Annotated in this window: 18 protein-coding genes; 8 read left to right on the top strand and 10 right to left on the bottom strand. The window is 63.5% G+C overall.

Features of this window, described 5'->3' with window-relative positions:
• Positions 1-108: 108 nt before the first annotated feature.
• The 4 genes from glnG to glnA form a co-directional block, all read right to left on the bottom strand.
• Entirely contained in the window at positions 109-1527 is a 1419-nt protein-coding gene (gene glnG / locus AB5Y59_RS08515) for a nitrogen regulation protein NR(I) (RefSeq protein ID WP_010672523.1), read from the bottom strand.
• A 9-nt stretch (positions 1528-1536) separates the two neighbouring features.
• On the bottom strand, positions 1537-2592 hold the full coding sequence (gene glnL / locus AB5Y59_RS08510; protein ID WP_010672524.1) for a nitrogen regulation protein NR(II): 1056 nt from the start codon (positions 2590-2592) through the stop codon (positions 1537-1539).
• Between the two features lie 86 nt (positions 2593-2678).
• Positions 2679-3248, bottom strand: coding sequence for a DUF4124 domain-containing protein (locus AB5Y59_RS08505; RefSeq protein ID WP_010672525.1), 570 nt, complete (start codon positions 3246-3248; stop codon positions 2679-2681).
• A 191-nt stretch (positions 3249-3439) separates the two neighbouring features.
• Positions 3440-4849 carry a glutamate--ammonia ligase gene (gene glnA, locus AB5Y59_RS08500; protein ID WP_010672526.1) on the bottom strand — a complete coding sequence of 470 codons (1410 nt, stop codon included), beginning with the start codon at positions 4847-4849 and terminating at the stop codon, positions 3440-3442.
• A gap of 350 nt (positions 4850-5199) precedes the next feature.
• Between glnA and typA the strand changes: the two genes are divergently transcribed.
• The 3 genes from typA to dtd all read left to right on the top strand — a co-directional run bounded on the left by typA (position 5200) and on the right by dtd (position 8625).
• Positions 5200-7011, top strand: a complete 1812-nt coding sequence (typA, locus tag AB5Y59_RS08495) for a translational GTPase TypA (RefSeq protein ID WP_043153538.1) — start codon at positions 5200-5202, stop codon at positions 7009-7011.
• 177 nt (positions 7012-7188) lie between these two features.
• Positions 7189-8061, top strand: coding sequence for a virulence factor BrkB family protein (locus tag AB5Y59_RS08490; RefSeq protein WP_039039511.1), 873 nt, complete (start codon positions 7189-7191; stop codon positions 8059-8061).
• A gap of 126 nt (positions 8062-8187) precedes the next feature.
• Entirely contained in the window at positions 8188-8625 is a 438-nt protein-coding gene (dtd, locus tag AB5Y59_RS08485) for a D-aminoacyl-tRNA deacylase (protein WP_268452190.1), read from the top strand.
• A gap of 65 nt (positions 8626-8690) precedes the next feature.
• On the opposite strand, the gene AB5Y59_RS08480 is transcribed toward dtd, so the two are convergent.
• Positions 8691-9371, bottom strand: a complete 681-nt coding sequence (locus tag AB5Y59_RS08480) for a methyltransferase domain-containing protein (protein WP_042015274.1) — start codon at positions 9369-9371, stop codon at positions 8691-8693.
• A 173-nt stretch (positions 9372-9544) separates the two neighbouring features.
• Between AB5Y59_RS08480 and AB5Y59_RS08475 the strand changes: the two genes are divergently transcribed.
• Entirely contained in the window at positions 9545-10453 is a 909-nt protein-coding gene (locus AB5Y59_RS08475) for a bifunctional GNAT family N-acetyltransferase/hotdog fold thioesterase (protein WP_109421825.1), read from the top strand.
• Positions 10454-10499: 46 nt separating this feature from the next.
• Here the strand turns inward: AB5Y59_RS08475 and AB5Y59_RS08470 are convergent, their stop codons facing one another.
• From AB5Y59_RS08470 to AB5Y59_RS08455, 4 genes are all read right to left on the bottom strand, one after another.
• Entirely contained in the window at positions 10500-12560 is a 2061-nt protein-coding gene (locus tag AB5Y59_RS08470; RefSeq protein ID WP_323927368.1) for an AsmA-like C-terminal region-containing protein, read from the bottom strand.
• 254 nt (positions 12561-12814) lie between these two features.
• On the bottom strand, positions 12815-14884 hold the full coding sequence (gene recG, locus AB5Y59_RS08465; protein WP_368211816.1) for an ATP-dependent DNA helicase RecG: 2070 nt from the start codon (positions 14882-14884) through the stop codon (positions 12815-12817).
• Between the two features lie 176 nt (positions 14885-15060).
• On the bottom strand, positions 15061-16410 hold the full coding sequence (pssA, locus tag AB5Y59_RS08460) for a CDP-diacylglycerol--serine O-phosphatidyltransferase (RefSeq protein ID WP_201895188.1): 1350 nt from the start codon (positions 16408-16410) through the stop codon (positions 15061-15063).
• Positions 16411-16562: 152 nt separating this feature from the next.
• Positions 16563-17924 (bottom strand): GntP family permease, encoded by a 1362-nt coding sequence (locus AB5Y59_RS08455; RefSeq protein WP_223931884.1) that lies wholly within the window; start codon positions 17922-17924, stop codon positions 16563-16565.
• A gap of 165 nt (positions 17925-18089) precedes the next feature.
• Here AB5Y59_RS08455 and AB5Y59_RS08450 point away from each other — a divergent pair, with 165 nt between their 5' ends.
• The 4 genes from AB5Y59_RS08450 to AB5Y59_RS08435 all read left to right on the top strand — a co-directional run bounded on the left by AB5Y59_RS08450 (position 18090) and on the right by AB5Y59_RS08435 (position 21938).
• Complete coding sequence (locus AB5Y59_RS08450; RefSeq protein ID WP_039039504.1) at positions 18090-18599, top strand: gluconokinase; 510 nt, start codon at positions 18090-18092, stop codon at positions 18597-18599.
• 60 nt (positions 18600-18659) lie between these two features.
• The gene (gene edd / locus AB5Y59_RS08445; protein WP_368211814.1) at positions 18660-20456 is read left to right on the top strand and encodes a phosphogluconate dehydratase; all 1797 of its coding nucleotides are present in this window, start codon (positions 18660-18662) and stop codon (positions 20454-20456) included.
• Positions 20457-20465: 9 nt separating this feature from the next.
• Positions 20466-21107 carry a bifunctional 4-hydroxy-2-oxoglutarate aldolase/2-dehydro-3-deoxy-phosphogluconate aldolase gene (locus AB5Y59_RS08440; protein WP_039039502.1) on the top strand — a complete coding sequence of 214 codons (642 nt, stop codon included), beginning with the start codon at positions 20466-20468 and terminating at the stop codon, positions 21105-21107.
• A 138-nt stretch (positions 21108-21245) separates the two neighbouring features.
• Positions 21246-21938 (top strand): helix-turn-helix domain-containing protein, encoded by a 693-nt coding sequence (locus tag AB5Y59_RS08435; RefSeq protein WP_368211813.1) that lies wholly within the window; start codon positions 21246-21248, stop codon positions 21936-21938.
• A gap of 55 nt (positions 21939-21993) precedes the next feature.
• Here the strand turns inward: AB5Y59_RS08435 and AB5Y59_RS08430 are convergent, their stop codons facing one another.
• A complete protein-coding gene (locus AB5Y59_RS08430; protein ID WP_041214080.1) occupies positions 21994-22383 on the bottom strand; it encodes a nuclear transport factor 2 family protein in 390 nt (129 codons plus the stop codon).
• Positions 22384-22463 lie beyond the last annotated feature (80 nt).

The raw sequence follows: 22463 nt of genomic DNA, 5'->3' as shown, positions 1-22463 counted from the left end.
GCCATTCTAGGCGGGGCGCCTGAAAAAGATACCCCGTTTGCAAGCAAACGGGGTGTGATTGGTCAGGCTTTCCCTCAAGGCGTGATGGGAATCGTTTTTCCCGCAGGCTCAGGGAATGTCGAGCTCCTTGAGCTTGCGGGTCAGGGTATTGCGGCCCCAGCCGAGCAGGCGGGCAGCCTCCTGCTTGTGACCGTGGGTGTGATCCAGTGCCGTCTCCAGCATGATCCGTTCGAACTGGGGCATGGCATCCGCCAGGATATCGGTCTCCCCCAGGGCCAGCTTGGCGGCCACCCAGTCCTGCAACTGCTGCTGCCAGCCACCGGTCAGGGCGGGCTGGCCCGGCTCGGCGGTGCTGGTGATGGGCGTCAGCAGCTCGGTGGGCAGATCGCCTACCAGCACCTCCTGGCCCGAGGCCATCACCGTCAGCCAGCGGCAGACGTTCTCCAGCTGGCGCACGTTGCCCGGCCAGGGGAGGCGGCTGATGTAGGTCTGGGTATCCGGGTGCAGGCTCTTGGCCTCCACGTTCAGCTCCTTGGCGGCTCGCAGCAGGAAGTGCTGGGCCAGCTGGGGGATGTCCTCCCGGCGCTCCTTGAGGGCCGGAATATGGATGCGGATGACGTTGAGGCGGTGGAACAGGTCTTCCCGAAACTCGCCGTCGGCGACCCGCTTCTCCAGATTCTGGTGGGTGGCGGCAATGATCCGCACATCCACCTGCACCGGTTGGTGGCCGCCAACCCGGTAGAACTGCCCGTCCGCCAGTACCCGCAGCAACCGTGTCTGCACGTCCAGCGGCATGTCGCCTATTTCGTCGAGAAACAGGGTGCCGCCATCGGCCTGTTCGAAGCGGCCGTGACGAATGTTGTTGGCGCCGGTGAAGGCTCCCTTCTCATGACCGAACAGCTCGGATTCGATGAGATCTTTCGGGATGGCCGCCATGTTGAGGGCGATGAAGTTCTTGTGGGCCCGGGGGCTGTGCTTGTGCAGGGCATGGGCAACCAGCTCCTTGCCGGTACCGCTTTGACCGTTGATGAGCACCGAGATGCTGGAGCGCGACAGCCGGCCGATGGCGCGGAACACCTCCTGCATGGCAGGGGCTTCGCCGATGATCTCCGGGGTGGTGGTGGCTTCCTGTTGGCGAGCCTTGCGCTTGGTCCGCTGCTCCTTGAGGTGGTTCTCGGCCCGGCGTACCAGGGTGACCGCTTCGTCGATGTCGAACGGCTTGGGCAGGTATTCGAAGGCACCGCGCTGGTAGGCGTTGACCGCGCTGTCGAGGTCCGAGTGGGCCGTCATGATGATGATGGGCAGATCGGCCTGGCGGCGATGGATCTGCTCCAGCAGGCTCAGGCCGTCGATGCCCGGCATGCGGATATCAGAGAGGATCACGTCCGGTGAGCGCATCTCCAGTGAACTCAGCAGGGCTTCGCCGTCGGCGAAACTTTCGCATTCGAAGCCTTCGCTGCCAAGGGTGCGCTCCAGAACCCACCGGATGGAGCTGTCGTCATCGACGATCCACACTTTTGCTGTCATGAGGTTCCCTTATTTGCGAAGTGGTAGATAAATGGTGAATTCGGTGTGGCCCGGCCAGCTGATGCAGTCGATGCGACCCTTGTGCTGATCGATCAGGTTTTGGGCGATGGAGAGGCCCAGGCCCGTTCCCCCTTCCTTGCCGGTGATCATGGGGTAGAAGAGGGTGTCGCGAATGGCGTCGGGAATGCCGGGGCCGTTGTCGATGATCTTGATTTCGGCCGCCAGGCGATAGCGCTGGCCATGGATGGTGATCTGGAAGGCGGTGCGCGTCTTGATGCGGATGAGGCCGTCCTGATCCCCAAGGGCCTCGGCGGCGTTGCGCACTATGTTCAGGAACGCCTGTTGCAGCTGGTCCGATTCCATCTCGAATTCGGGGATGCTGGGGTCGTAGTCCCGCTCGATGCGGATCTGCGGCGGCAGCTCCAGGTCCACCAGACGGCGCACCTGCTCCAGCACGGAGTGAACGTTGTGCATCTGGTGACGGCCGGGACGCTGGGGGCCGAGCAACCTGTCGACCAGCACCCGCAGGCGATCGGCCTGCTCGATGATGATGCCGGTGTATTCACGCAAGGCCGGGTCGGGCAACTCCTTTTGCAGCAGTTGGGCCGCGCCGCGCAATCCCCCCAGGGGGTTCTTGATTTCGTGCGCCAGGCCGCGCACCAGCTCCTTGGCGGCCTGCTGCTGGGCGTGTTGCTGCAGCTCCTGGCTGATCTTCTTCTGCTGATCGATCTTGCGCAGTTCTACCACCATCAGTCGCTGTTCATGATCGGCCATGGGACTGACGCTGATCTCCACCAGCCTGGGCTCCCCCTCCACCACCAGGGTGACTTCGCTGTCGGTGAAGCCCTGCCCCGAAATGAGGCACTGTTTGAAACGCTGCAGATCGAGAGAGATGTGTTCCAGCAGGTGGGGCAGTTCGATGCCGATCAGTCGTCGTTCGCTGAGGGAAAGCAGCTGCTCTGCCGCCGGGTTGACGAATTGAATGCAGAGACGTTCATCCATGAGAATGACGGCGGTCAGCAGGTTGTCCAAGAGTGTCTTGGCGTTGTCCGAGCGGGTTGGCACAGGTTTCTCCCTAAAACGGTGCTGTACACCTAGAATGCACCAATATAGTGCATCAAGTTTACCCGCATCGGTGCGTCACATCACCCCTAATTGGCCTTGGGGGCGGCTCTGGGAGCCTGATTCACCGACGCCCTGTGCAGGTAAAAGGTGGTTGGCTTAGATTTAGCAAGGATCGTACCGTCTTTGGCGAGCAACTCGAGCCGTGCCTCATAGGCGCCCCTATCGAGGTTTTCCACCCGTATGGCCAGGCTGTTGTGAACCAGGGGCACCGCCTTGCCGTTCAGGATCAGGCGAACATCGTATTGCACCGGGACCTGGGGAGAGATCTCGCCCTGGAAGACGATGTTGCCGGTATTGTCGCGCAATGTGCTGCCCGGTTCCGGAGAGATGAGATCGATCTCCAGGGGAGCCGCTTCCAGGGCTTTCCTGGCATCGACACCGGTCAGGCTGTTGAAGTTGTCCACCTGGACCGAGTGGGGGGCTGTGCCGATGAGCGGCGAGACCCGCAGGTCCACCTCTTTTGCGCTTTTACCGGGAGGGGGGGCATCGGTGTAGTGGGTCACCCCCTGGGGATCGACCCAGGAGTAGACGCGGGCGGCCTGTGCGGAACAGGAGGCCATCAGCAGGAGGCTCAGCAGCCAGGGTACAGTGTTCATCCATCTCTCCTTGACGGGGTTCACCTTAATCCTATCAGAGAAAAACCACGGGGTCGGGGTGTGAACAGCCGAGGGTGGTACGGCTCCGTGAACGGGATCATCTTTCTGCATGATCGTGCCCGTTCGGCGGTATTTCCGTTGCCAGAATGAAAAAAACCCGCCAGATGGCGGGTTTGTCATGGGAAAGCGGATTAGACGGAGTAGTACAGCTCGAACTCCAGCGGGTGCGGGGTCATGCGCACGCGGTCAACATCCTGCTGTTTCAGTTCCAGGTAGGAGTTGATGAAGTCATCGCTGAACACGCCACCACGGGTCAGGAACTCACGGTCTGCATCCAGTGCGGACAGCGCTTCGTCCAGGGAACCGGCAACGGTCGGCACTTCAGCGGCTTCTTCCGGCGGCAGATCGTACAGGTTCTTGTCCATGGCATCGCCCGGATGGATCTTGTTGATGATACCGTCCAGACCGGCCATCAGCTGGGCAGCGAAGGCCAGGTACGGGTTGGCAGCCGGATCCGGGAAGCGTACTTCGATGCGGCGGGCTTTCGGGCTCGGCACGACCGGGATACGGATGGAGGCAGAGCGGTTGCGGGCGGAGTAGGCCAGCATGACCGGTGCTTCATAGCCCGGCACCAGACGCTTGTAGGAGTTGGTGGTCGGGTTGGCGAAGGCGTTGATGGCCTTGGCGTGCTTGATGATGCCGCCGATGTAGTGCAGTGCCATCTCGGACAGACCGCCATACAGGTCGCCTGCGAACAGGTTGACGCCGTCTTTGGCCAGGGACTGGTGGCAGTGCATGCCGGAGCCGTTGTCGCCAAACATGGGTTTCGGCATGAAGGTGACGGTCTTGTTGTAGGCGTGGGCCACGTTGTGGATCACGTACTTCAGGACCTGCACTTCGTCAGCCTTCAGGGTGAGGGTGTTGAAGCGGGTTGCGATCTCGTTCTGACCGGCAGTCGCCACTTCGTGGTGGTGAGCTTCGACGACCTGGCCCATCTCTTCCAGCACCAGGCACATGGCGGCACGGATGTCCTGGGAGGAGTCAACCGGGGCAACCGGGAAGTAACCACCCTTGACGAACGGACGGTGACCCTTGTTGCCGTGCTCGTAGTCGGTACCGGAGTTCCAGGCAGCTTCTTCGGATTCGATCTTCACGAAGCTGTGGCCCATGGTGTTGGAGAAGGTGATGTTGTCGAACATGAAGAATTCCGGCTCCGGCCCGAACAGCACGGTGTCAGCGATGCCGCTGGACTTCAGGAAATCTTCGGCACGCTTGGCGATGGAGCGCGGATCACGGTCATAGCCTTGCATGGTGGCGGGTTCAAGCACGTCACAGACGATGTTCAGAGTGGTCTCTTCGGTGAACGGGTCCAGTTTGGCGGAAGCCGGGTCCGGCATCAGCACCATGTCAGACTCGTTGATGCCCTTCCAGCCGCCGATGGAGGAACCATCGAACATCTTGCCGTCTTCGAAGAAGTCTTCGTCAACCTGGTGGGAAGGGATGGATACGTGCTGCTCTTTACCCTTGGTGTCGGTAAAACGCAGATCAACAAACTTGACTTCGTGTTCCTGGATCAGGGCCAAAACGTTCTGGGCTGACATGCTAAGTAACCTCCGGTGTTAAAACTCTTTGGGTGAATGCGTCGTCACATTCACATAAGCCAGTATCGTGCCAAGTTTGTGACAGCTTGATTTCAGGGCACTTGCACCGTTTCAGGCTGTCGAGAAACCCGTTCTCATGCCGGTTGCTGCATTAAAGTGGTGCAACCTTGGATCGTTTTGGTGCACCGAGATGGTGCGCCAGCGTATCCAGGCCATCTAAGCAGCCTTTTGCCGCGGGGTCCATGATCCTGATCCTTTGTTGTGTGTGAATGTGTTGCAATTCTGCTAGGCAGATCACAAAGGCGAGAGTACAATTAGCGCCCAATTTTACCCGGTGATTTGAGGCGAGAATGTTAGAGAATTTACGCAATATTGCGATTATTGCGCATGTTGACCACGGCAAAACGACTCTGGTTGATAAGCTGCTGCAGCAATCCGGCACTCTGGATCGCACCAGCGAAGGTCAGGAACGGATCATGGACTCCAATGATCTGGAACGGGAACGTGGCATCACCATTCTCGCCAAGAACACTGCGATCCGCTGGAACGACTATCGCATCAACATCGTGGATACCCCGGGTCACGCCGACTTCGGTGGTGAAGTTGAGCGCGTACTCTCCATGGTTGACTCTGTGCTGCTGCTGGTCGACGCCGTTGACGGCCCGATGCCGCAGACCCGTTTCGTGACCCAGAAGGCGTTCGCCCAGGGTCTGAAGCCCATCGTGGTCATCAACAAGATCGACCGTCCGGGTGCTCGTCCTGACTGGGTAATGGATCAGGTCTTCGATCTGTTCGACAACCTGGGTGCCACCGATGAGCAACTGGACTTCAAGGTTGTTTACGCCTCTGCACTGAACGGTTGGGCCACCCTGGATCAGGACGTCCCGTCCGAGAACATGGAACCCCTGTTCCAGGCCATCGTCGACAACGTGGAAGCCCCGAAGGGCGACGTTGACGGTGCCTTCCAGATGCAAATCTCCCAGCTGGACTACAACTCCTACGTGGGCGTCATCGGTATCGGCCGCATCACTCGTGGTCGCGTCAAGACCAACCAGCAGGTCACCATCGTCAGTGCCAACGGCAAACCGCGTACCGGCAAGGTCGGTCAGGTGCTGGGCTACCTGGGCCTGTCCCGTACCGAAGTGACCGACGCGCAAGCGGGCGACATCATCGCCATCACCGGTCTGGGCGAGCTGAAGATCTCCGACACCATCTGTGACAACAGTGCCGTCGAAGCCCTGCCGCCGCTCTCCGTTGACGAGCCGACCGTGAACATGACCTTCCAGGTCAACACCTCGCCGTTCGCCGGTAAAGAAGGCAAGTTCGTCACCTCCCGCAACATTCTGGAGCGTCTGAACCAGGAACTGGTCCACAACGTGGCCCTGCGCGTGGAAGAGACCGAAGATCCGGACAAGTTCCGCGTCTCCGGCCGTGGTGAACTGCACCTCTCCATCCTGATCGAAAACATGCGTCGCGAAGGTTACGAACTGGCGGTATCCCGTCCGGAAGTTATCCTGCGTACCGTGGACGGCGAACTGCAAGAACCGTTCGAAACCGTTACTGTGGACGTGGAAGAAGCGCATCAGGGTTCCGTGATGGAGCAGCTCGGTCTGCGTAAAGGCGAGATGACCAACATGACCCCGGATGGCAAGGGTCGCGTCCGTCTGGACTTCATCATCCCGAGCCGTGGCCTGATCGGCTTCCAGACCGAGTTCCTGACCATGACCTCTGGTACCGGTCTGCTGTATCACACCTTCGACCACTACGGTCCGCACAAGGGTGGCAGCATCGGTGAGCGTCAGAACGGCGTGCTGATCTCCAACGCCACCGGCAAGGCCCTGACCTTCGCCCTGTTCGGTCTGCAAGACCGCGGTCGTCTGTTCATCGGTCACGCGACCGAAGTGTACGAAGGTCAGGTGATCGGGATCCACTCCCGCTCCAACGACCTGACCGTCAACTGCCTGAAAGGCAAGCAGCTGACCAACATGCGTGCCTCCGGTACCGACGAAGCCCAGGTGCTGACTCCGCCGATCCGCATGACCCTGGAGCAGGCTCTCGAGTTCATCGACAACGACGAGCTGGTCGAGATCACCCCGAAAGCCATCCGTATCCGCAAGAAACTGCTGACCGAGATGGATCGCAAGCGTGCTGGTCGTGCTTGATCGATAGCTGTTCATCGACAGACCAAAGAGAGGCCTTATGGCCTCTTTTTTTATGGGCTCGACATGAGGGCGCATGGTGCCTGAGCCCGATGGAGGCGCATCCGGCCGGTCTGCGGGTGGCCAAATGACCACCCTATCTGACACAATGTCTGCATGATCACGCTTACGAGAAACAAGATGCAGCAGCAGATCCGCGGCCGTCTGGCCCATGCACTCTCCTTCTTGCGCCACGATGGTGCCCACTTCGCCCAGTTTGTCTGGGGCCGCTTCCAGCAGGACAGATTGACGGTGACCGCCGGTTACCTGGCCTATGTCACTCTGCTCTCCCTGGTGCCCATGATCGCCGTGGTGTTCGGCATGATGTCGGCCTTTCCGGTGTTCCAGAGCCTGAAGCAGGCGATGGAGCAGTTCGTCTATCACAACTTCGTCCCCACCGCCGGCGAGATGCTCAAGGAGTACATCGATGGCTTCGTGGCCAACGCCACCAACACAACGGCCGTCGGTATCGGTGCCCTGATCGTGGTGGCCCTGATGCTCATCTCGGCCATCGACAAGAACCTCAACTACATCTGGCGGTCCACCCGAAGCCGGCCCTTGGCCCAGGCATTCGCCATGTACTGGATGATCCTGACCCTAGGCCCCGTGCTCATCGGTGCCAGCATCGCCATCTCCTCCTACATTCTCTCGCTCAGGTTGTTCGCGGCTGACAGCCTGTTCGGTATCGGCTATCTGCTGCTGCGCAGCCTGCCGTTCCTCTTCTCCGTGCTCACCTTCCTGCTGATCTATACCGTGGTGCCCAACTGCCGCGTGCGGCTGACCCACGCCTTCATCGGTGCCCTGGTGGCGGCCACCCTGTTCGAGCTGGCCAAGCGCGGCTTTGCCATCTACATCACCAATTTCCCCTCCTACCAGGCCATCTATGGCGCCCTGGCGACCATTCCCATCCTGTTCGTCTGGGTGTATCTGAGCTGGCTGGTGGTGTTGCTGGGGGCCGAGACCACCGCCTGCCTCGGGGAGTACGAGAAGCCCGGTGCAGAGGAGCTGGCCTGACGCCGGCCGGCCATCACACCGGATCCCGGCACAAAGACGTTGGCCCGGGCAGGGCAATTATTGGTAGCATCGACGACCGCTCATCCCGCAGGATGGGCGGTCGTGCTGTTTTGAGAGGAGAGGGATGTGATTGCACTGATTCAGCGGGTCAGCGAGGCCAGCGTAACGGTAGAGGGAGAGGTGACCGGGGCCATCGGCCAGGGGTTGCTGGTGCTGCTCGGGGTGGAGCAGGGGGATGACGAGGCCAAAGCCGACAAGCTGCTGCACAAGGTGAGCGGCTATCGCATCTTCTCTGACGAGAACGGCAAGATGAACCTCAACATGAGTCAGGTGGGTGGCAGCCTGCTGGTGGTCTCCCAGTTTACCCTGGCGGCGGATACCGGCAAGGGGATGAGACCCAGCTTTTCCGGTGGCGCCCATCCCGCAGATGCCGAGCGACTCTATGAGTACTTCGTGGCCCGCGCCAGGGAGAGCGGCGTGCCGACCGAAACCGGCCGCTTCGCCGCCGACATGAAGGTCAGGCTGCTCAACGACGGCCCCGTCACCTTCTGGCTGCAGGTATAAGGGTGGCAGGCAGGTCAGGACTCACCGGAGGGTAGGACGCGATGCCTGCACACTTCGCAGGTTCTTCACCCTGCCGGTGCTCGCCCGCCCAGGCTAAGCTGACGGGTCGCGTGCAGGATGACGTTGCGGTAGCCGGGCACGTCGTGGACGTGGGTCGGGCCTATCCACTCCTCTGCCAGTCGCAGAGCCTGTGCCTGTTCGAGCCGGGTGCGGGGCAGCAGATTGATGATGAGGGTACCGCTCAGGCGGCTGGCCAGCGCCTGATAGAGCGGGGCCTGGAACAGCAGCAGGGGGTTGCCGTCCTGGCTGAACAAATCCAGCAGCACCAGATCGTAGATCTCCTGGCTCTGGTGCAGGAAGTGCAGCGCATCGGCGTGATGCAGCCGAGGCGAGCCCCCTGATGAGGGGAGAAAGAATTGCTGGAACAGGGTGAGGATCTCGGCATCCAGATCCACGCAGTCGTGGTGGGCATCGGGCCAGCGTGCCGCCAGGTGACGGGTGAGATCCCCTCCGCCCAGCCCCAGCTCCAGGATCCTGCTTGCCTGCTTTGGCAACTGCTCCGCGATGCTCCGTTGATGAGGCAGACAGAGGCGGGCCGGTTGGTGGAGGCTCATGGCGGATTGCACCACGCCGTCCATTTCCAGCCAGCGATGACGGGCATTTTCAAGCACCGAAACGCGGCGTTCGGGTTTGGCACTGAGGTGCAATAAGTGATCGGCTTGGTACGCTTGCAGATTGAAGTCCATGAATTTGCACGGCAAGATGGCTTTCGACCAGTGTAACTCAAGGATGTTGTTATGTACCGGGTGGTCCCCCCCAAAACGGCAGCCGAGCTGGATACCTACTACAGGCTGCGCCGGGAGAAATGGTTGCGTCAGTCCTTCCATCTGCCAGTCGGCGCACACTCAAGGATCGCTTTATGTACCGGGTAGTCACCCCAGAAACACCAGCGGAGCTGGATGCTTACTATCAGTTGCGCTGGGAACTACTGCGCAAACCCTTCAATCTGCCCCTTGGCTCCGAGCGTGACGAGTACGATACCGTCGCCATTCACCGGCTGATGCTCGCACCCGACGGAACGCCCATCGCCGTGGGTCGCCTCTTTGTGGGCGGCGATGAAGCCCAGATCCGCTTTATGGCGCTGCGACCCGAATTTCGCGGCCAGGGGCTGGGCGCCCGCATGGTGGAGGATCTCGAACAGCTTGCCCGCGACGAGAAGGTGAAACGGCTGGTGATGAACGCCCGCCAGGAGGCGGTGGAGTTCTATCGCCGCTGTGGCTTCCTCGAGGTAGGGGAAGGCCCCGTCTCCTTCGGCCGCATCCCTCACCGCCAGATGATCAAGTCCCTGAGTCCCATGCAGACCATCCAGTACCGCCCGGAGTGGTGCCAGGATCTCACCACCCGCTGGTCGCGGGGTATTCCCATCAGCGAGAAGATGGGGGTGCACATCACCCACTACGATGGCCAGACCTTCCACCTCAAGGCCAACCTGGCGGCCAATCTCAACGTCCACGACACCATGTTTGCCGGCAGCATTTACAGCCAGTGCGTGCTGGCGGGCTGGGGCCTCATCTGGTTGCAGCTCAAGGAGGCAGGGTTGGGAGGCGATACCGTGCTGGCTGAGGGCAACATCAAGTATTACCGCCCGGTGAGCGAAGAGCCGGAGGCGCGGGTGGCCCGGGAGGGCATGCCCGCCGTGCTCGAGCCGCTGAGGGGCGGAGAGTCCGCCAAATTCAGCCTGCGGGTGCAGCTGTTCAGCGGCCGCAAGCTGGCGGTGGAGTTTGTCGGTCAGTATGTGGTACTGCCCATCAAGCGCGGCGCACGCTGATCCCTGATGTTCACAGCAACAAGGCCTCTTCGCGAGGCCTTGTTCGTTATTGGGCGGCGGGTGGCCGTGGGCGCCAGAGCGGGCCGCTTCGTCCCTGGGCGGGGTAGCGCACACCCGCCTCCCAGCCACAGGCGTCCTGTCCCGTGGGGAAACTCCAGCCCAGGTCGGGCGCATTGAGGGGGCCGCGCCAGCGGGCGAGCAGCTCGGCGCAGCGCCCCTTGTTCAGGACCCCGAGGTCGAGCTGCCACTGGTCTGCGGCCAGGTCGACACCACCTTGCAGCGCCAGCAGGTGGGTGATGGTGGAGGCGCCACCTTGCTCGATCCGCACCTTGCCCTGCTCCGCCCTGGCATCCAGCCTGATCTGATAGAAGGGGGTGTCTCCGCGTTGCATCGCCTGCCACAGCGTCTGCGGTGTCAGATCGGGGGGGGTCTGCTCCCTGAACCAGTCATCCAGCAGGGGGTCGATGCCGACCTTGTCCCAGAAGGGATCCTTGCTCTCCAGGCTCAGGCTGCCCTGAAGGGTCCGGCGCCAGTTGGCCGTCTGCTCGCCGGGCTGCCCGTTGAGGTCGGCTTGCAGATCTGCCGCCAGATCCACCTTGCCCGCGAAGGAGACGGGGGAGTGCAGCAACTTGCCCCACTGCTCCAGATCCAGCTGCTTGCCCTGCAACTGCAGGCGGCTCTCCTGCCCGGGCGTCCTGCCCCACTGGCCGCTCAGGTTGAGGGAGCCCTCGTCGGGCAGGGAGGTGGCGAGGGTGTTGAGCTGCCAGGAGCTGGGGGTCAGCTCGCCATCCAGGGTGCCGTTGCGAGCACTGAGACCGTCCCACACCAGCTCGAACCACTTGCTCTCGATGCGGGCACGTCCCAGCAGGGGGCCTGGCTGGTTGCCCCGCAGGGCGAGATCGTTCAGGTAGAGTTGCCAGCCGGTCAGGGAGAGGGGCAGGGTGTCGTCGAAAGAGAGCACCTTGAGCTTGTCGAAGGCCAGTTTGCGGATGTCGATCTGTTGCGGGCGCCAGCCCTGCCAATCCTGCCACCACCCCTGGGGCAAACTGATGTCCATGCCGCTCAGGGCCAGATCCTTCAGGGTGAGCTTCTGCTGCTGGGTGTCGAGAGCCAGCTCGACGTTGAACTCCCCTTCGTATGCCTTGCCTCGCAGCTCGGCATCCAGCTGCCGGGGGGAGAAGGCGAGCTTGCCCTCGACGGCCTCAAGCTGGAACAGGCCGCGGCCCATGTCGCCCAGGGTGCCCGCCAGATAGCCGCTGGGCTGGCTGCCCGCCTGCCAGTCGAAGGCGGTGAGCTGGCCGTTGAAGTTGTTGAGGGAGAGCTCCTGATCGATGGCATTGATGCTCATCTGGGCAAGCTGACCCCTGTCCAGGGTGATGCGGCGCAGGGGGAGCTCGCCAGGGGGAATGTCACCAAGCTCGAGGCGCATGGCGCGGGCCTTGAGATCGTGCAGTTGCAGGCTGCGCTCTGGCCAGTTCAGCACCATGCCGGTCTCGAGCAGGCCGTCGAACAGGTTGGTGCTCAGTCTGTCGGTGCTGAGCACCTGCCCCTCCAGCCGCCCCTTGAGGCTGAGACGGGCCAGGGTGAACATGGGGGTCTCCAGCTGGTTGATGCCCAGGGTGAGGTTGGCCTGGGGCTGGCGTCTCGGGTCGATCAGTTCCCAGTCACTCAGGGACGCACTGAGGCCGCGCAGGGTCAGGGCCTCGCTCTGCAGGCTCAGGTTGTCGATGGTGCTGTCGCTGATGGTGAGGGAGTGAACCGGCAGGCTTGGCAACTGGTTGGGGAGCGGCAGCTTGATGACGGGACGGATGAGGTCCAGGTGGGCGATGCGCACGTCCCGGTTCAACCAGTCGATGTGCTCGATCTCCAGATAGAGTTTTTCCAGCTGTACCGCATCCCCATAGCGCACCTGTTCCGCCAGCAGGGTGTAGGGGTGCAGCGGATTGAACACCAGCCGGCCTATGGTGACGGGCACCCCGGTCTGCTGGCTGAGCCAGTTGGCGATGGGGCCTTTGGCGCGCTCGGCATCGAACAGGCCGAGACCGACCCAGACAAAGAGCAGCAGGAAGGCAAAGGTGTAGAGCAGGCCGCGCAGCCAGGAATTCATCAGTGCTTTCCTCCTGTTTCTGTTGCTTGGTCAGGCATTCGAGTAGTGATCCCGTAGACCGAGCCAGCATCGTATCAAGGGTTCGACATGGCTCGGGTGTTTATTCATCAGGCAAGGTGACCCTCTTCTGCATCTGCCTTGGTCAAGCATTGGAGTAGTGGTCTCGCAGGCCCAGCCAGCGGCGGATCAGGGGCTCGACATGGCTCGTGTGTTTATCCATCAGGCAAGGTGACCCTCTTCTGCATCTGCCTTGGTCAAGCATTGGAGTAGTGGTCCCGCAGGCCCAGCCAGCGGCGGATCAGGGGCTCGACATGAGCCGGGTGTTTGTCCATCAGGAAACGCGCCATCTTCTGCACCTGAGGGATGAGCGGCTGGTCGCGCACCAGATCGGCGATCTTGAGATCGGCCAGACCGGTCTGGCGGGTACCGAGCAGCTCGCCTGGGCCGCGCAGTTCCAGATCTCGCTGGGCGATGAGAAAGCCGTCATTGGTCTCCCGCAGTACCCCGAGGCGGCTCTGGGCGGTCTTGGACAAGGGGGCATGATAGAGCAGCACGCAGTGAGAGGCCACCGACCCCCGCCCGACCCGGCCGCGCAGCTGGTGCAACTGGGCCAGCCCCAGTCGCTCCGGGTTTTCGATGATCATCAGGCTGGCATTGGGCACATCCACCCCCACCTCGATGACGGTGGTGGCGACCAGCAGTTGCAGTATGCCCGCCTTGAACTCCTCCATCACCCGCTGTTTCTCGACGGGGCGCATCCGGCCGTGTACCAGGCCGATGTGCAGGCCGGGCAGCAGGGTTTGCAGCTCGGCGGCAGTGTCTTCGGCGGCCTGGCACTCCAGCACCTCCGACTCCTCGATCAGGGTGCAGACCCAGTAGGCCTGCTTGCCCTCCTCGCAGGCGAGCCTCACCCGCTCGATCACATCCTGGCGGCGACTGTCCGGCAGGGCGACCGTGGTAATGGGAGTGCGGCCCGGCGGCAGCTCGTCGATGATGGAGGTGTCGAGGTCCGCATAGGCGGTCATCGCCAGGGTGCGGGGGATGGGGGTGGCGGTCATGATGAGCTGGTGGGGATGCACCCCTTCCCGCTCTCCTTTTTCTCGCAGGGCGAGGCGCTGATGCACGCCGAACCTGTGCTGTTCATCGATGATGACCAGGGCCAGACGCTGGAACACCACTTGCTCCTGGAAGATGGCGTGGGTGCCCACCACCATCTTGACGCTGCCGTCCGCGATGGCGGCTAGCGCCTCTTCCCGCGCCTTGCCCTTCTGCTTGCCCGCCAGCCAGCCGACCTTGATGCCGAGCGGTTCCAGCCACCTGGCGAAGTTGATGGCGTGCTGTTCGGCCAGCAGCTCGGTCGGGGCCATCAGCCCCACCTGGCAGCCGTTGCCGATGGCCTGCAGGGCGGCCAGTGCAGCGACCAGCGTTTTACCTGAGCCCACGTCCCCCTGGACCAGGCGCATCATGGGGTGGCTCTGTTGCAGATCCCTGGCTATCTCCGCCACCACCCGGCTCTGGGCACCGGTGGGGGTGAACGGCAGGGCGCCGAGCAGCTGCCGGACCAGCTCGGGAGCGGGCTTGAGGGCACGGGCCAGTTGGGTCTGTGCCTGGGCCCGCACCTTCAAGACCGAGAGGTTGTGGGCCAGCAGCTCTTCCAGTACGAGCCGCTGCTGTGCCGGGTGCTGGCCGCTCTCGAGCAGGGCCAGCGCCACCGAGGGAGGCGGGCGGTGCAGCAGCTTCAGGGCGGCGGCAAGATCGATCTGCTGGGGATAGAGGCCGGCAGGCAGCAGCTCCTCGACCCCGTAGAGGTCGAGCTGGGCCAGGGCCTGATCCGTGAGGCTGCGCAGGGTGAGCTGGCGCAGCCCCTCTGTGGTGGGGTAGACGGGGGTGAGGGCCTCTTCGGTCTGGCCGGCCTGCTCCTCGCCGAGCAGCTTGTACTCGGGGTGGGCCATCTCCAGGCCGTACTTGCCGGGACGTGTCTCGCCAAAGCAGCGGATAAGGCGGCCCTGGGCCAGGCTGTTTTTCTGGGCAGCGGTGAAATTGAAGAAGCGCAGGGTCAGGCTGCCGGTGCCGTCGCTGATACGGCACACCAGCATGCGGCGGCGCCCCATCACCAGCTGGGTGCCCTGGATCTCGCCCTCGACGGCACCGTGCAGGCCGGGCGGCAGATCACCGATGGGCCAGACCTGGGTGCGGTCCTCGTAGCGCAGGGGGAGGTGGAACAGCAGGTCCTGTACCGTGGCCAGTCCCAGCCGCTCGAGTTTCTCCAGCATCTTGCTGCCGACACCCTTGAGGCTGTCGAGGGAGATTTTATCCAATTTCATCAATTAGATGCCCGAAAACACTGTAAATATGTCCAGATGATAGGGGTTGTTGCGGCCTCGATGCAAGCCGCGTTGTGCCGTTCCGGGCTGGTGGGCAAGGGAGCGGGGGGAGGGTCATCCATGAAAAAGGCCTGCCGGAAACGGCAGGCCTTTTCACTGACGGGGCGCCCTGGCGGTCAGATGATGCGCTTGAGCAGGAGGTGAGCCTTGACCCTGTGGATCCGGGCCAGCAGCTTGCGCACCTGATCTGGGTAATCCTTGATCTGCTCTATCTGATCGAAGTGACTGATGCGGCGGGTGTGGGCCAGGATGTTCTCCCGCTCCGCACTGAACTGCTCGCGCAGGTGATGGTGCTGGTCGTGTACCAGCAGGCCGTTCTCCAGATCCAGCGCCCAGGCTCGGGGATTGAGGTTGTTGCCGGTGAGCAGGGCCCACTCCTCATCCACGAAGATCCCCTTGAGGTGATAGGAGTTCTTCTCGCAGCACCAGAGCATGAGGTTGAGCCGGCCGTTGTCGATGTAGTGCTGGTTGCGCTCGGCAAACTTGCGCAGGTTGGTCTCGTAGAGATAGGGCAGACCGCCGATGGTGGAAAACTTCTCCTCCGGGGGGATGAAGAAGTCGTTGGCGGTCTTGTCGCCCACGACGATGGTCACCTTGCAGCCGCGTTTGAGCAGTGCCTCCACGTCCTTGTTCAACTCCTTGGGGGGGTTGAAGTAGGGGGTGCAGATGAAGATCTCCCGCTCGGTGGCCCGCACCAGGTTGCGGATCATCCGGTTGAGCTGGTTGCCCCGCTTGCCCAGGCCCACCATGGGGGTCACGGCGATCTCCCGATCGTTGGGCTGGATGCTCTCGAAGCGGTACTGGCAGAGGCGCAGGCGCTGCTTGAAGCGGCGGATCGGTCCCTTGAGCTGCTTGGCGCCGGGGATGCCGGTGCGATCCAGTCGCTGGACGGCCTCGCTGCCGAGGAAGACGTCATCCACGTAGTTGACCATGCTGCGGGTCAGTGCCGGGCTGTGGATCTGGTGATAGCGATCGAAGCGGTAGCGCTCCTGCTGGTGCAGGTAGATGTCGTTGAGGCTGGCGCCGGAGTAAAGCAGGGTGTCGTCGAAGATGAAGCCCTTGAGGTGCAGCACCCCGAGCAGCTCGCGGCCCTTGACCGGCACGCCGTAGATCTCGATCTGGTGTTGGTGGCTGGCGGCCATGGCCTGGTACATCAGGTGGTTGCCCCCCTGCTTGCCCTTGCCGATCAGGCCGCGCTGGGCGCGGTGGAAGTCGACGAACACCTTGATGTCGAGAGAGGGATTGCGCTGCTTGGCGGCATAGAGGGCGGAGAGGATCTCCCGTCCCGCCTCGTCATCCTGCAGATAGAGCGCGATCAGATAGATGCGCTGGGTCGCATGGGCGATGAGCGACAGGATCCGGCTCTTGAAGTCTTTGGCGCTGCTGAGTATCTGGAACTGATCCGCGGCGACCGCGATCTGGGGTAAGCGGGTCAGCAACTGTCGATAATGTGCCGATGAATGCATAGAGAAGCCTGAAATCACGGGATGAAGCGTTCCACTCGGGGCGAAGAATAGGCAATTCTAGCAATCTGTGGCGATGGGCCCAAGCAAGAATCCGTAAAAAGTCGGTGCAATATCACATCGGGGCCGACGGATGCGGCCCCGATGTGTTTCCGTCAGAGGATGGCGCTGGCCGTGGCCACGATGAGGAAGGCGATGGTGCCGAGCAGGGTCTCCATCACGGTCCAGGTCTTGAGGGTGGTCTTCTCGTCCATGTTGAGGAAGCGGCTGACCAGCCAGAAGCCGGAGTCATTGAAGTGGGAGAGCACGGTGGCCCCCCCGGCGATGGCGATGACGATGAAGGTCAGGTCCAGCTCGCTCAGGCCGGTGGTGGCGGCCACGGTCGGCGCCATCAGGGCGGCGGTGGTGGTCAGGGCCACGGTGGCGGAACCCTGGGCAACCCGCAGCGCGGCGGATACCAGGAAGGCCGCGAGGATCACCGGCATGCCGGTATCGGAGAGCACGTCGGCCAGCGCGGTGCCGATGCCGCTCGCCCGCAATACGCCGCCGAACATGCCGCCGGCACCGGTGACCAGGATGACGGCGCAGACCGGGGCCAGGGCGTCGTTGCAGAACTTCTCGAGCTGCACCTTGCCCTGGCTCTGGCGGAACATCCAGAGGGCGTACAGCACAGTGATGAGCAGGGCGACCGGGGTCTTGCCGACCATGCGCAGCACGTTGACCCAGTCCGCACCCTTGTCGATGACGCCCATGACGCCCAGGGTATTGAGGCCGGTATCCATGAAGATGAGCACCAGCGGCAGCAGCAGGATGGAGATCACCTGGCCGAAGCTCGGCGCCTTGTCGGAGAGCTGCTCGGCGCTGGCAGTGAAGCTCGGGGGCAGGGGCAGCTCAAACTTCTTGCCGGACCAGAGCCCGAACAGGTAGGCACCCAGATACCAGGTGGGCAGCGCGACCAGCAGGCCCACGATGGTGAGCAGACCGATGTTGGCACCCAGCAGCTCGCTGGCGGCCACCGGGCCCGGGTGGGGCGGCAGGAAGGCGTGCATCACCGCAAAGGCGCCGGCGGAGGGCAGGGCATACTTGAGGACGGAGCCGCCGAACTGCTTCGCCACGCTGAAGATGATGGGCAGCATGACGATGAGGCCGGCGTCGAAGAAGATCGGGAAGCCGAACAGCAGGGAGGCCACACCCAGTGCGAAGGGGGCGCGGTGGGAGCCGAAGCGGTTGATCAGGGTATCGGCCAGTACCTTGGCGCCCCCCGTCATCTCCAGGATCCGGCCTATCATGGCGCCGAGGCCGACCAGCAGCGCGACCGAGGCCAGGGTGCCGCCGAAACCGGTCAGCATGGTGGGGATCACCTGGTCATAGGTGACCCCGGTGGCCAGGGCCGTCAGCATGCTGACCAGGGTCAATGCCACGAAGGCATGTACCTTGAATCGCATGATCAGCACCAGCAACATGACAATGGCTCCGCCCGCTACCGAGAGCAGATAGGCGACATCGGGTGTGTTCATTGCTCCGTCCATAAAATTGTCCTCAAATGGTTCTAGTTGTTGTTCTGCACATTTCTGTGCTGCACTTCACATTGCGAAACGTTACCGGTAACATGTTACCGGTAACGTGGTAGCTTAGAACCCATCAGGCGAACGTTTTTTGAAAAGTGAGAGAGAGGTCAAATAATGGCGGGCAAGTGCATTATCGTGATGGGTGTGTGTGGCAGCGGCAAGTCCAGCATCGGCCTCAAGGTGGCCAATGCCCTGGGGGCCAAGTTCATCGACGGCGATGATCTGCACCCTCGCGCGAACATCCAGAAGATGGCGGCGGGCAACCCGCTCAACGACGAAGACAGGGCCCCCTGGCTGGAGCGGATCCGCGATGCGGCCTACAGCCTGGAGCGCAAGAACGAGCTCGGCGTCATCGTCTGCTCGGCCCTCAAGAAGCAGTACCGCGACCAGATCCGCGAGGGCAACGACTCGGTGAGTTTCCTGTTTCTGGATGGCAGCCAGTCCCTCATTCTCGAACGGATGCGGGCACGGCAGGGCCACTTCATGCGCGAAGCCATGGTACAAAGCCAGTTTGATACCCTGGAGCGACCGGATGGCGAGCCCGGCGTGTTTCGCATCGATATCGACGGGACCTTCGAACAGGTGGTCGACCGTGCCGTCACCGCGCTGACGCAGGCGCAATGAGCCATGTCGCGCGCCCGGCTGCGGCCGACCGCGCCCGTATATAGAGTTGGAGAGAAAGCTATGACCCATCCCGTGATCACCCAGGTGACCAACCGCATCCGCGAGCGCAGCACCGCCCGCCGTGCCCGCTTCCTGGCCCGCATCCAGCGCCAGGCCGATCAGGGCAAGACCCGCGCCTCCCTCTCCTGCGGCAACCTGGCCCACGCCGTGGCCGCCTCGAGCTGTGACGAGAAGGGGCGGATCCTCGACATGACCCGCGCCAACGTGGCCATCGTCACCGCCTACAACGACATGCTGAGTGCCCATCAGCCCTATCAGGGCTACCCGGACATCATCAAGGGCGCCTTGGCCGAGCTCGGCCACAGCGCCCAGGTCGCCGGCGGCGTGCCCGCCATGTGCGACGGCGTGACCCAGGGTCAGCCGGGGATGGACATGTCCCTCTTCTCCCGGGACCTCATCGCCCAGGCCACCGCGGTCTCCCTCTCCCACAACACCTTCGACGCCACCCTGCTGCTCGGCATCTGCGACAAGATTGCCCCGGGCCAGATCATGGGGGCGCTTTCCCACGCCCACCTGCCCACCGCCTTCGTGCCTGCCGGCCCCATGGCGAGCGGCATCAGCAACGACGAGAAGGTGAAGGTGCGCCAGCAGTACGCTGCCGGTGAAGTGGGCCGCGACGCCCTGCTCAAGATGGAGTGCGGCGCCTACCACGCGGCGGGCACCTGCACCTTCTACGGCACCGCCAACACGAACCAGCTGGTGTTCGAAGCCATGGGCCTGATGCTGCCGGGCTCCGCCTTCGTGCATCCGCACAGCGAGCTGCGCCACGCCCTCACCGAGGAAGCGGCCCGCCGCATCAGCGCCATGATCCCGGGCTCCCCGGCCTATCGCCCCCTGAGTGCGGTGATCGACGAGCGCGCCCTGGTCAACGGCCTGGTGGCCCTGCTCGCCTCCGGCGGCAGCACCAACCACAGCATTCACATGGTGGCGCTGGCCCGCGCCGCCGGGCTGGAGCTGACCTGGGACGACCTGAGCGATCTCTCCGACGTGGTGCCGCTCCTGGTGCGCATGTACCCGAACGGCCCGGCGGACGTCAACGCCTTCGAACAGGCGGGGGGCGTGCCCGGCCTGATGCGTCGTCTGGCCGAAGAGGGGCTGATCCACATGGATGCCACCCCGGTCTTCGGCGAGATGCAGGACTACTTCAGCCGTCCGGCACTGGTGGATGGCAAGCTGGTGTGGCAACCGGTGGGCGAGAGCGCGGATCCGAGCGTGCTTTCTCCCTCTGGCAGCGAGTTCCAGGCCACCGGCGGCACCAAGCTGCTGGCGGGCAACCTGGGCCGCGCCGTGGTCAAGGTTTCCGCCGTCGCGCCCGAGTATCGGGTCATCGAGGCCCCGGCCCGGGTCTTCTCCTCCCAGCATGCGGTGGAGGCGGCCTACAAGGCCGGTGAGCTGAACCAGGACACCGTCATCGTGGTGCGCCACAACGGTCCGGCCGCCAACGGCATGCCGGAGCTGCACAAGCTGATGCCGGTGCTTGGCAACCTGCAGAAGGCGGGTCACAAGGTGGCCCTGGTCACCGATGGTCGCCTCTCCGGTGCCTCCGGCAAGATCCCGGCCGCCATCCACGTCACCCCGGAAGCGCTGCACGGCGGGGCCATCGGCCTGCTCGCCGATGGCGACCTGCTGCGGGTGGATGCCGAGTCCGGCCGCCTCGACTGCCTGACCGATTTGAGTGGCCGTACCCAGGCCGAGATCGACCTCACCCTGGAACAAGAGGGGTGGGGCCGTGAACTGTTCAGCGTGATGCGTCGCGCGGTATCGAGCGCCGAGTGCGGCGCCACCATCTTTGACTAAGGAAGAGCTATGCAGAACTGGAAAGTGACCCCTGCCGAGGTGTTTGCCGCCTCCCCCCTGGTACCCGTGATGGTCATCAACGACCTGGAGCAGGCCCTGCCCATGGCCAAGGCCCTGCTGGATGGCGGCATCTCGGTGTTCGAGATCACCCTGCGCACCCCGGTGGCGCTGGACGCCATCGCCCTCATCGCCAAGGCGATGCCGGATGCCATGGTCGGTGCCGGTACCGTGCTCAACTGCGCGCAGTTTGATGCCGCCGTCGCTGCCGGTGCCCGCTTCGTCATCTCCCCGGGCATGACCCCGGCCCTGCTGGCCCACGCGGCCAAGAGCACGGCGCCGCTGATCCCGGGGGTGGCCACCCCGTCCGAGGTGATGCAGGCGCTGGAAGCGGGCTACGACCACCTCAAATTCTTCCCGGCCGAGGCGAACGGCGGCACCAAGGCACTCTCCGCCATCGCGGCGCCTCTGCCCCAGGTGAAGTTCTGCCCCACCGGCGGCATCGGACCGAAAAACGTGGCCGACTACCTGGCACTGAAATGTGTGGCCACCGTCGGCGGCTCCTGGATGCTGCCGGCAGACGCCGTCAAGAGCGGCAACTGGGAGGAGGTGACCCGCCTCTCCCGGGAAGCGGTTGAATTGGTTAAACGCTAAGCAAATATCGTTTAGAAAAATTAAACAGGCCACCCCCGGGTGGCCTGCTGTTTTTCCGCCCCCGGAGGGGGTGGGCCGTTTGCTTCCGGCCTCGCCCTGGCTTAAGGTCGGGGGCCGCCCCTCTCCCCTGGAGCCTTCATGTCCTGTCTGCATCCATCCTACCCGCAAGGGCACTTCACCGCGCTGCACTGCCACCCCCATGCCCAATACTGCTATCTGCAGGACGGGGGCGGCATCATCACGGGGCGAGGGGAGGGAGAACTGCTGGTGGCGGGCCAGATCTGCTTTATTCCGGCGGGGTGGGAGCACGAGTTTCGCGTGCTGCGCCGCTCCCGACTCTCCCTCCTCTATGTGCCGACGTCGGCCCGTACCGCCTTCGGCCCCTTGCAGGCCAGCCCACTGCTGGCGGGCCTCTTCGCCCGCCTGTCCGAGCTGGCCGAGGAGGAGGTGAAAGGGGCCTATCTGACGGTGCTTGGCCAGGAGCTGGAGCGCGCCGACCCGCTCGCGGCGCGCATTCCCCTCGCCGGGGCGCTGGACCCGCGCCTGCTGCGGGTGCTGGACAGGGTGTGCCAGGCACCCGCCATCCATCTGACGCTGACGGCGCTGGCGGCAGATTGCGGCGCCTCGGTGCGCACCCTCAACCGGCTCTTCCTCCAGCAGCTGGGGTGCAGCTTTCGCCAGTGGCGGGAGCAGGTGGTGCTGGGACGGGCGCGCCAGTTGCAGCACCGGGGGCTCACGCTGGCCCAGATCGCCGATCGGCTTGGCTACGAGGATCCCGGCGCCTTGTCCCGCGCCCTCCAGCGCCTCGCCCGGTGCGAACCGGCGGCCTGAGGGCGCGTCGTCTGCCTTCCTGCCCGCCATGGCGGTGTCTGCGGGTTGCCGGCAGTCAGCGCCGCGAGCCGATATCTGCATCCTCCTTGCTTCCTGCCAGCAGACAGGTCACCTCGTCGGTGTGGCAGATCCGATCGCCGCGAAAGGTGAAGAGGCCGCTTACCTTGCAGACCAGGGTGCCGCCGTCCTGGCGGGTGGCCCGCACCACATGGGTCGAGTGTACCCGCTCCCCCTGCGCCAGGGTGGCGACAAACTCGATGCTCGCCCCGGCCAGATGGCGGCGCAGTGTGGCGATGTGCTGGTGAAACGCCGGGTAGTCGAGCCGCTCGCCGTTCACCTCCTGGCAGTAGTCGGGGGTGAACCAGGCGTCGAGCTCCGCCAGGGGGAAGGCGGGATCGCAGATGACGCGCTGCAGGCAGGCTTTCAATCGTTCGGTGTGGTGCATGGTCTGCTCCTGACAGGTTGGATGGAGGAGCCAGCATAGGCCAGGGGGCGGCGAGGGGAGAGGGGAGAAGGCGCCATCAT

The organism is Aeromonas sp. s10 (genome assembly GCF_040907975.1).
GTDB classification, from domain to species: domain Bacteria; phylum Pseudomonadota; class Gammaproteobacteria; order Enterobacterales; family Aeromonadaceae; genus Aeromonas; species Aeromonas caviae.
Note: the sequence above shows the minus strand (reverse complement) of the source record. Positions and strands in the feature narration are given on the sequence as shown.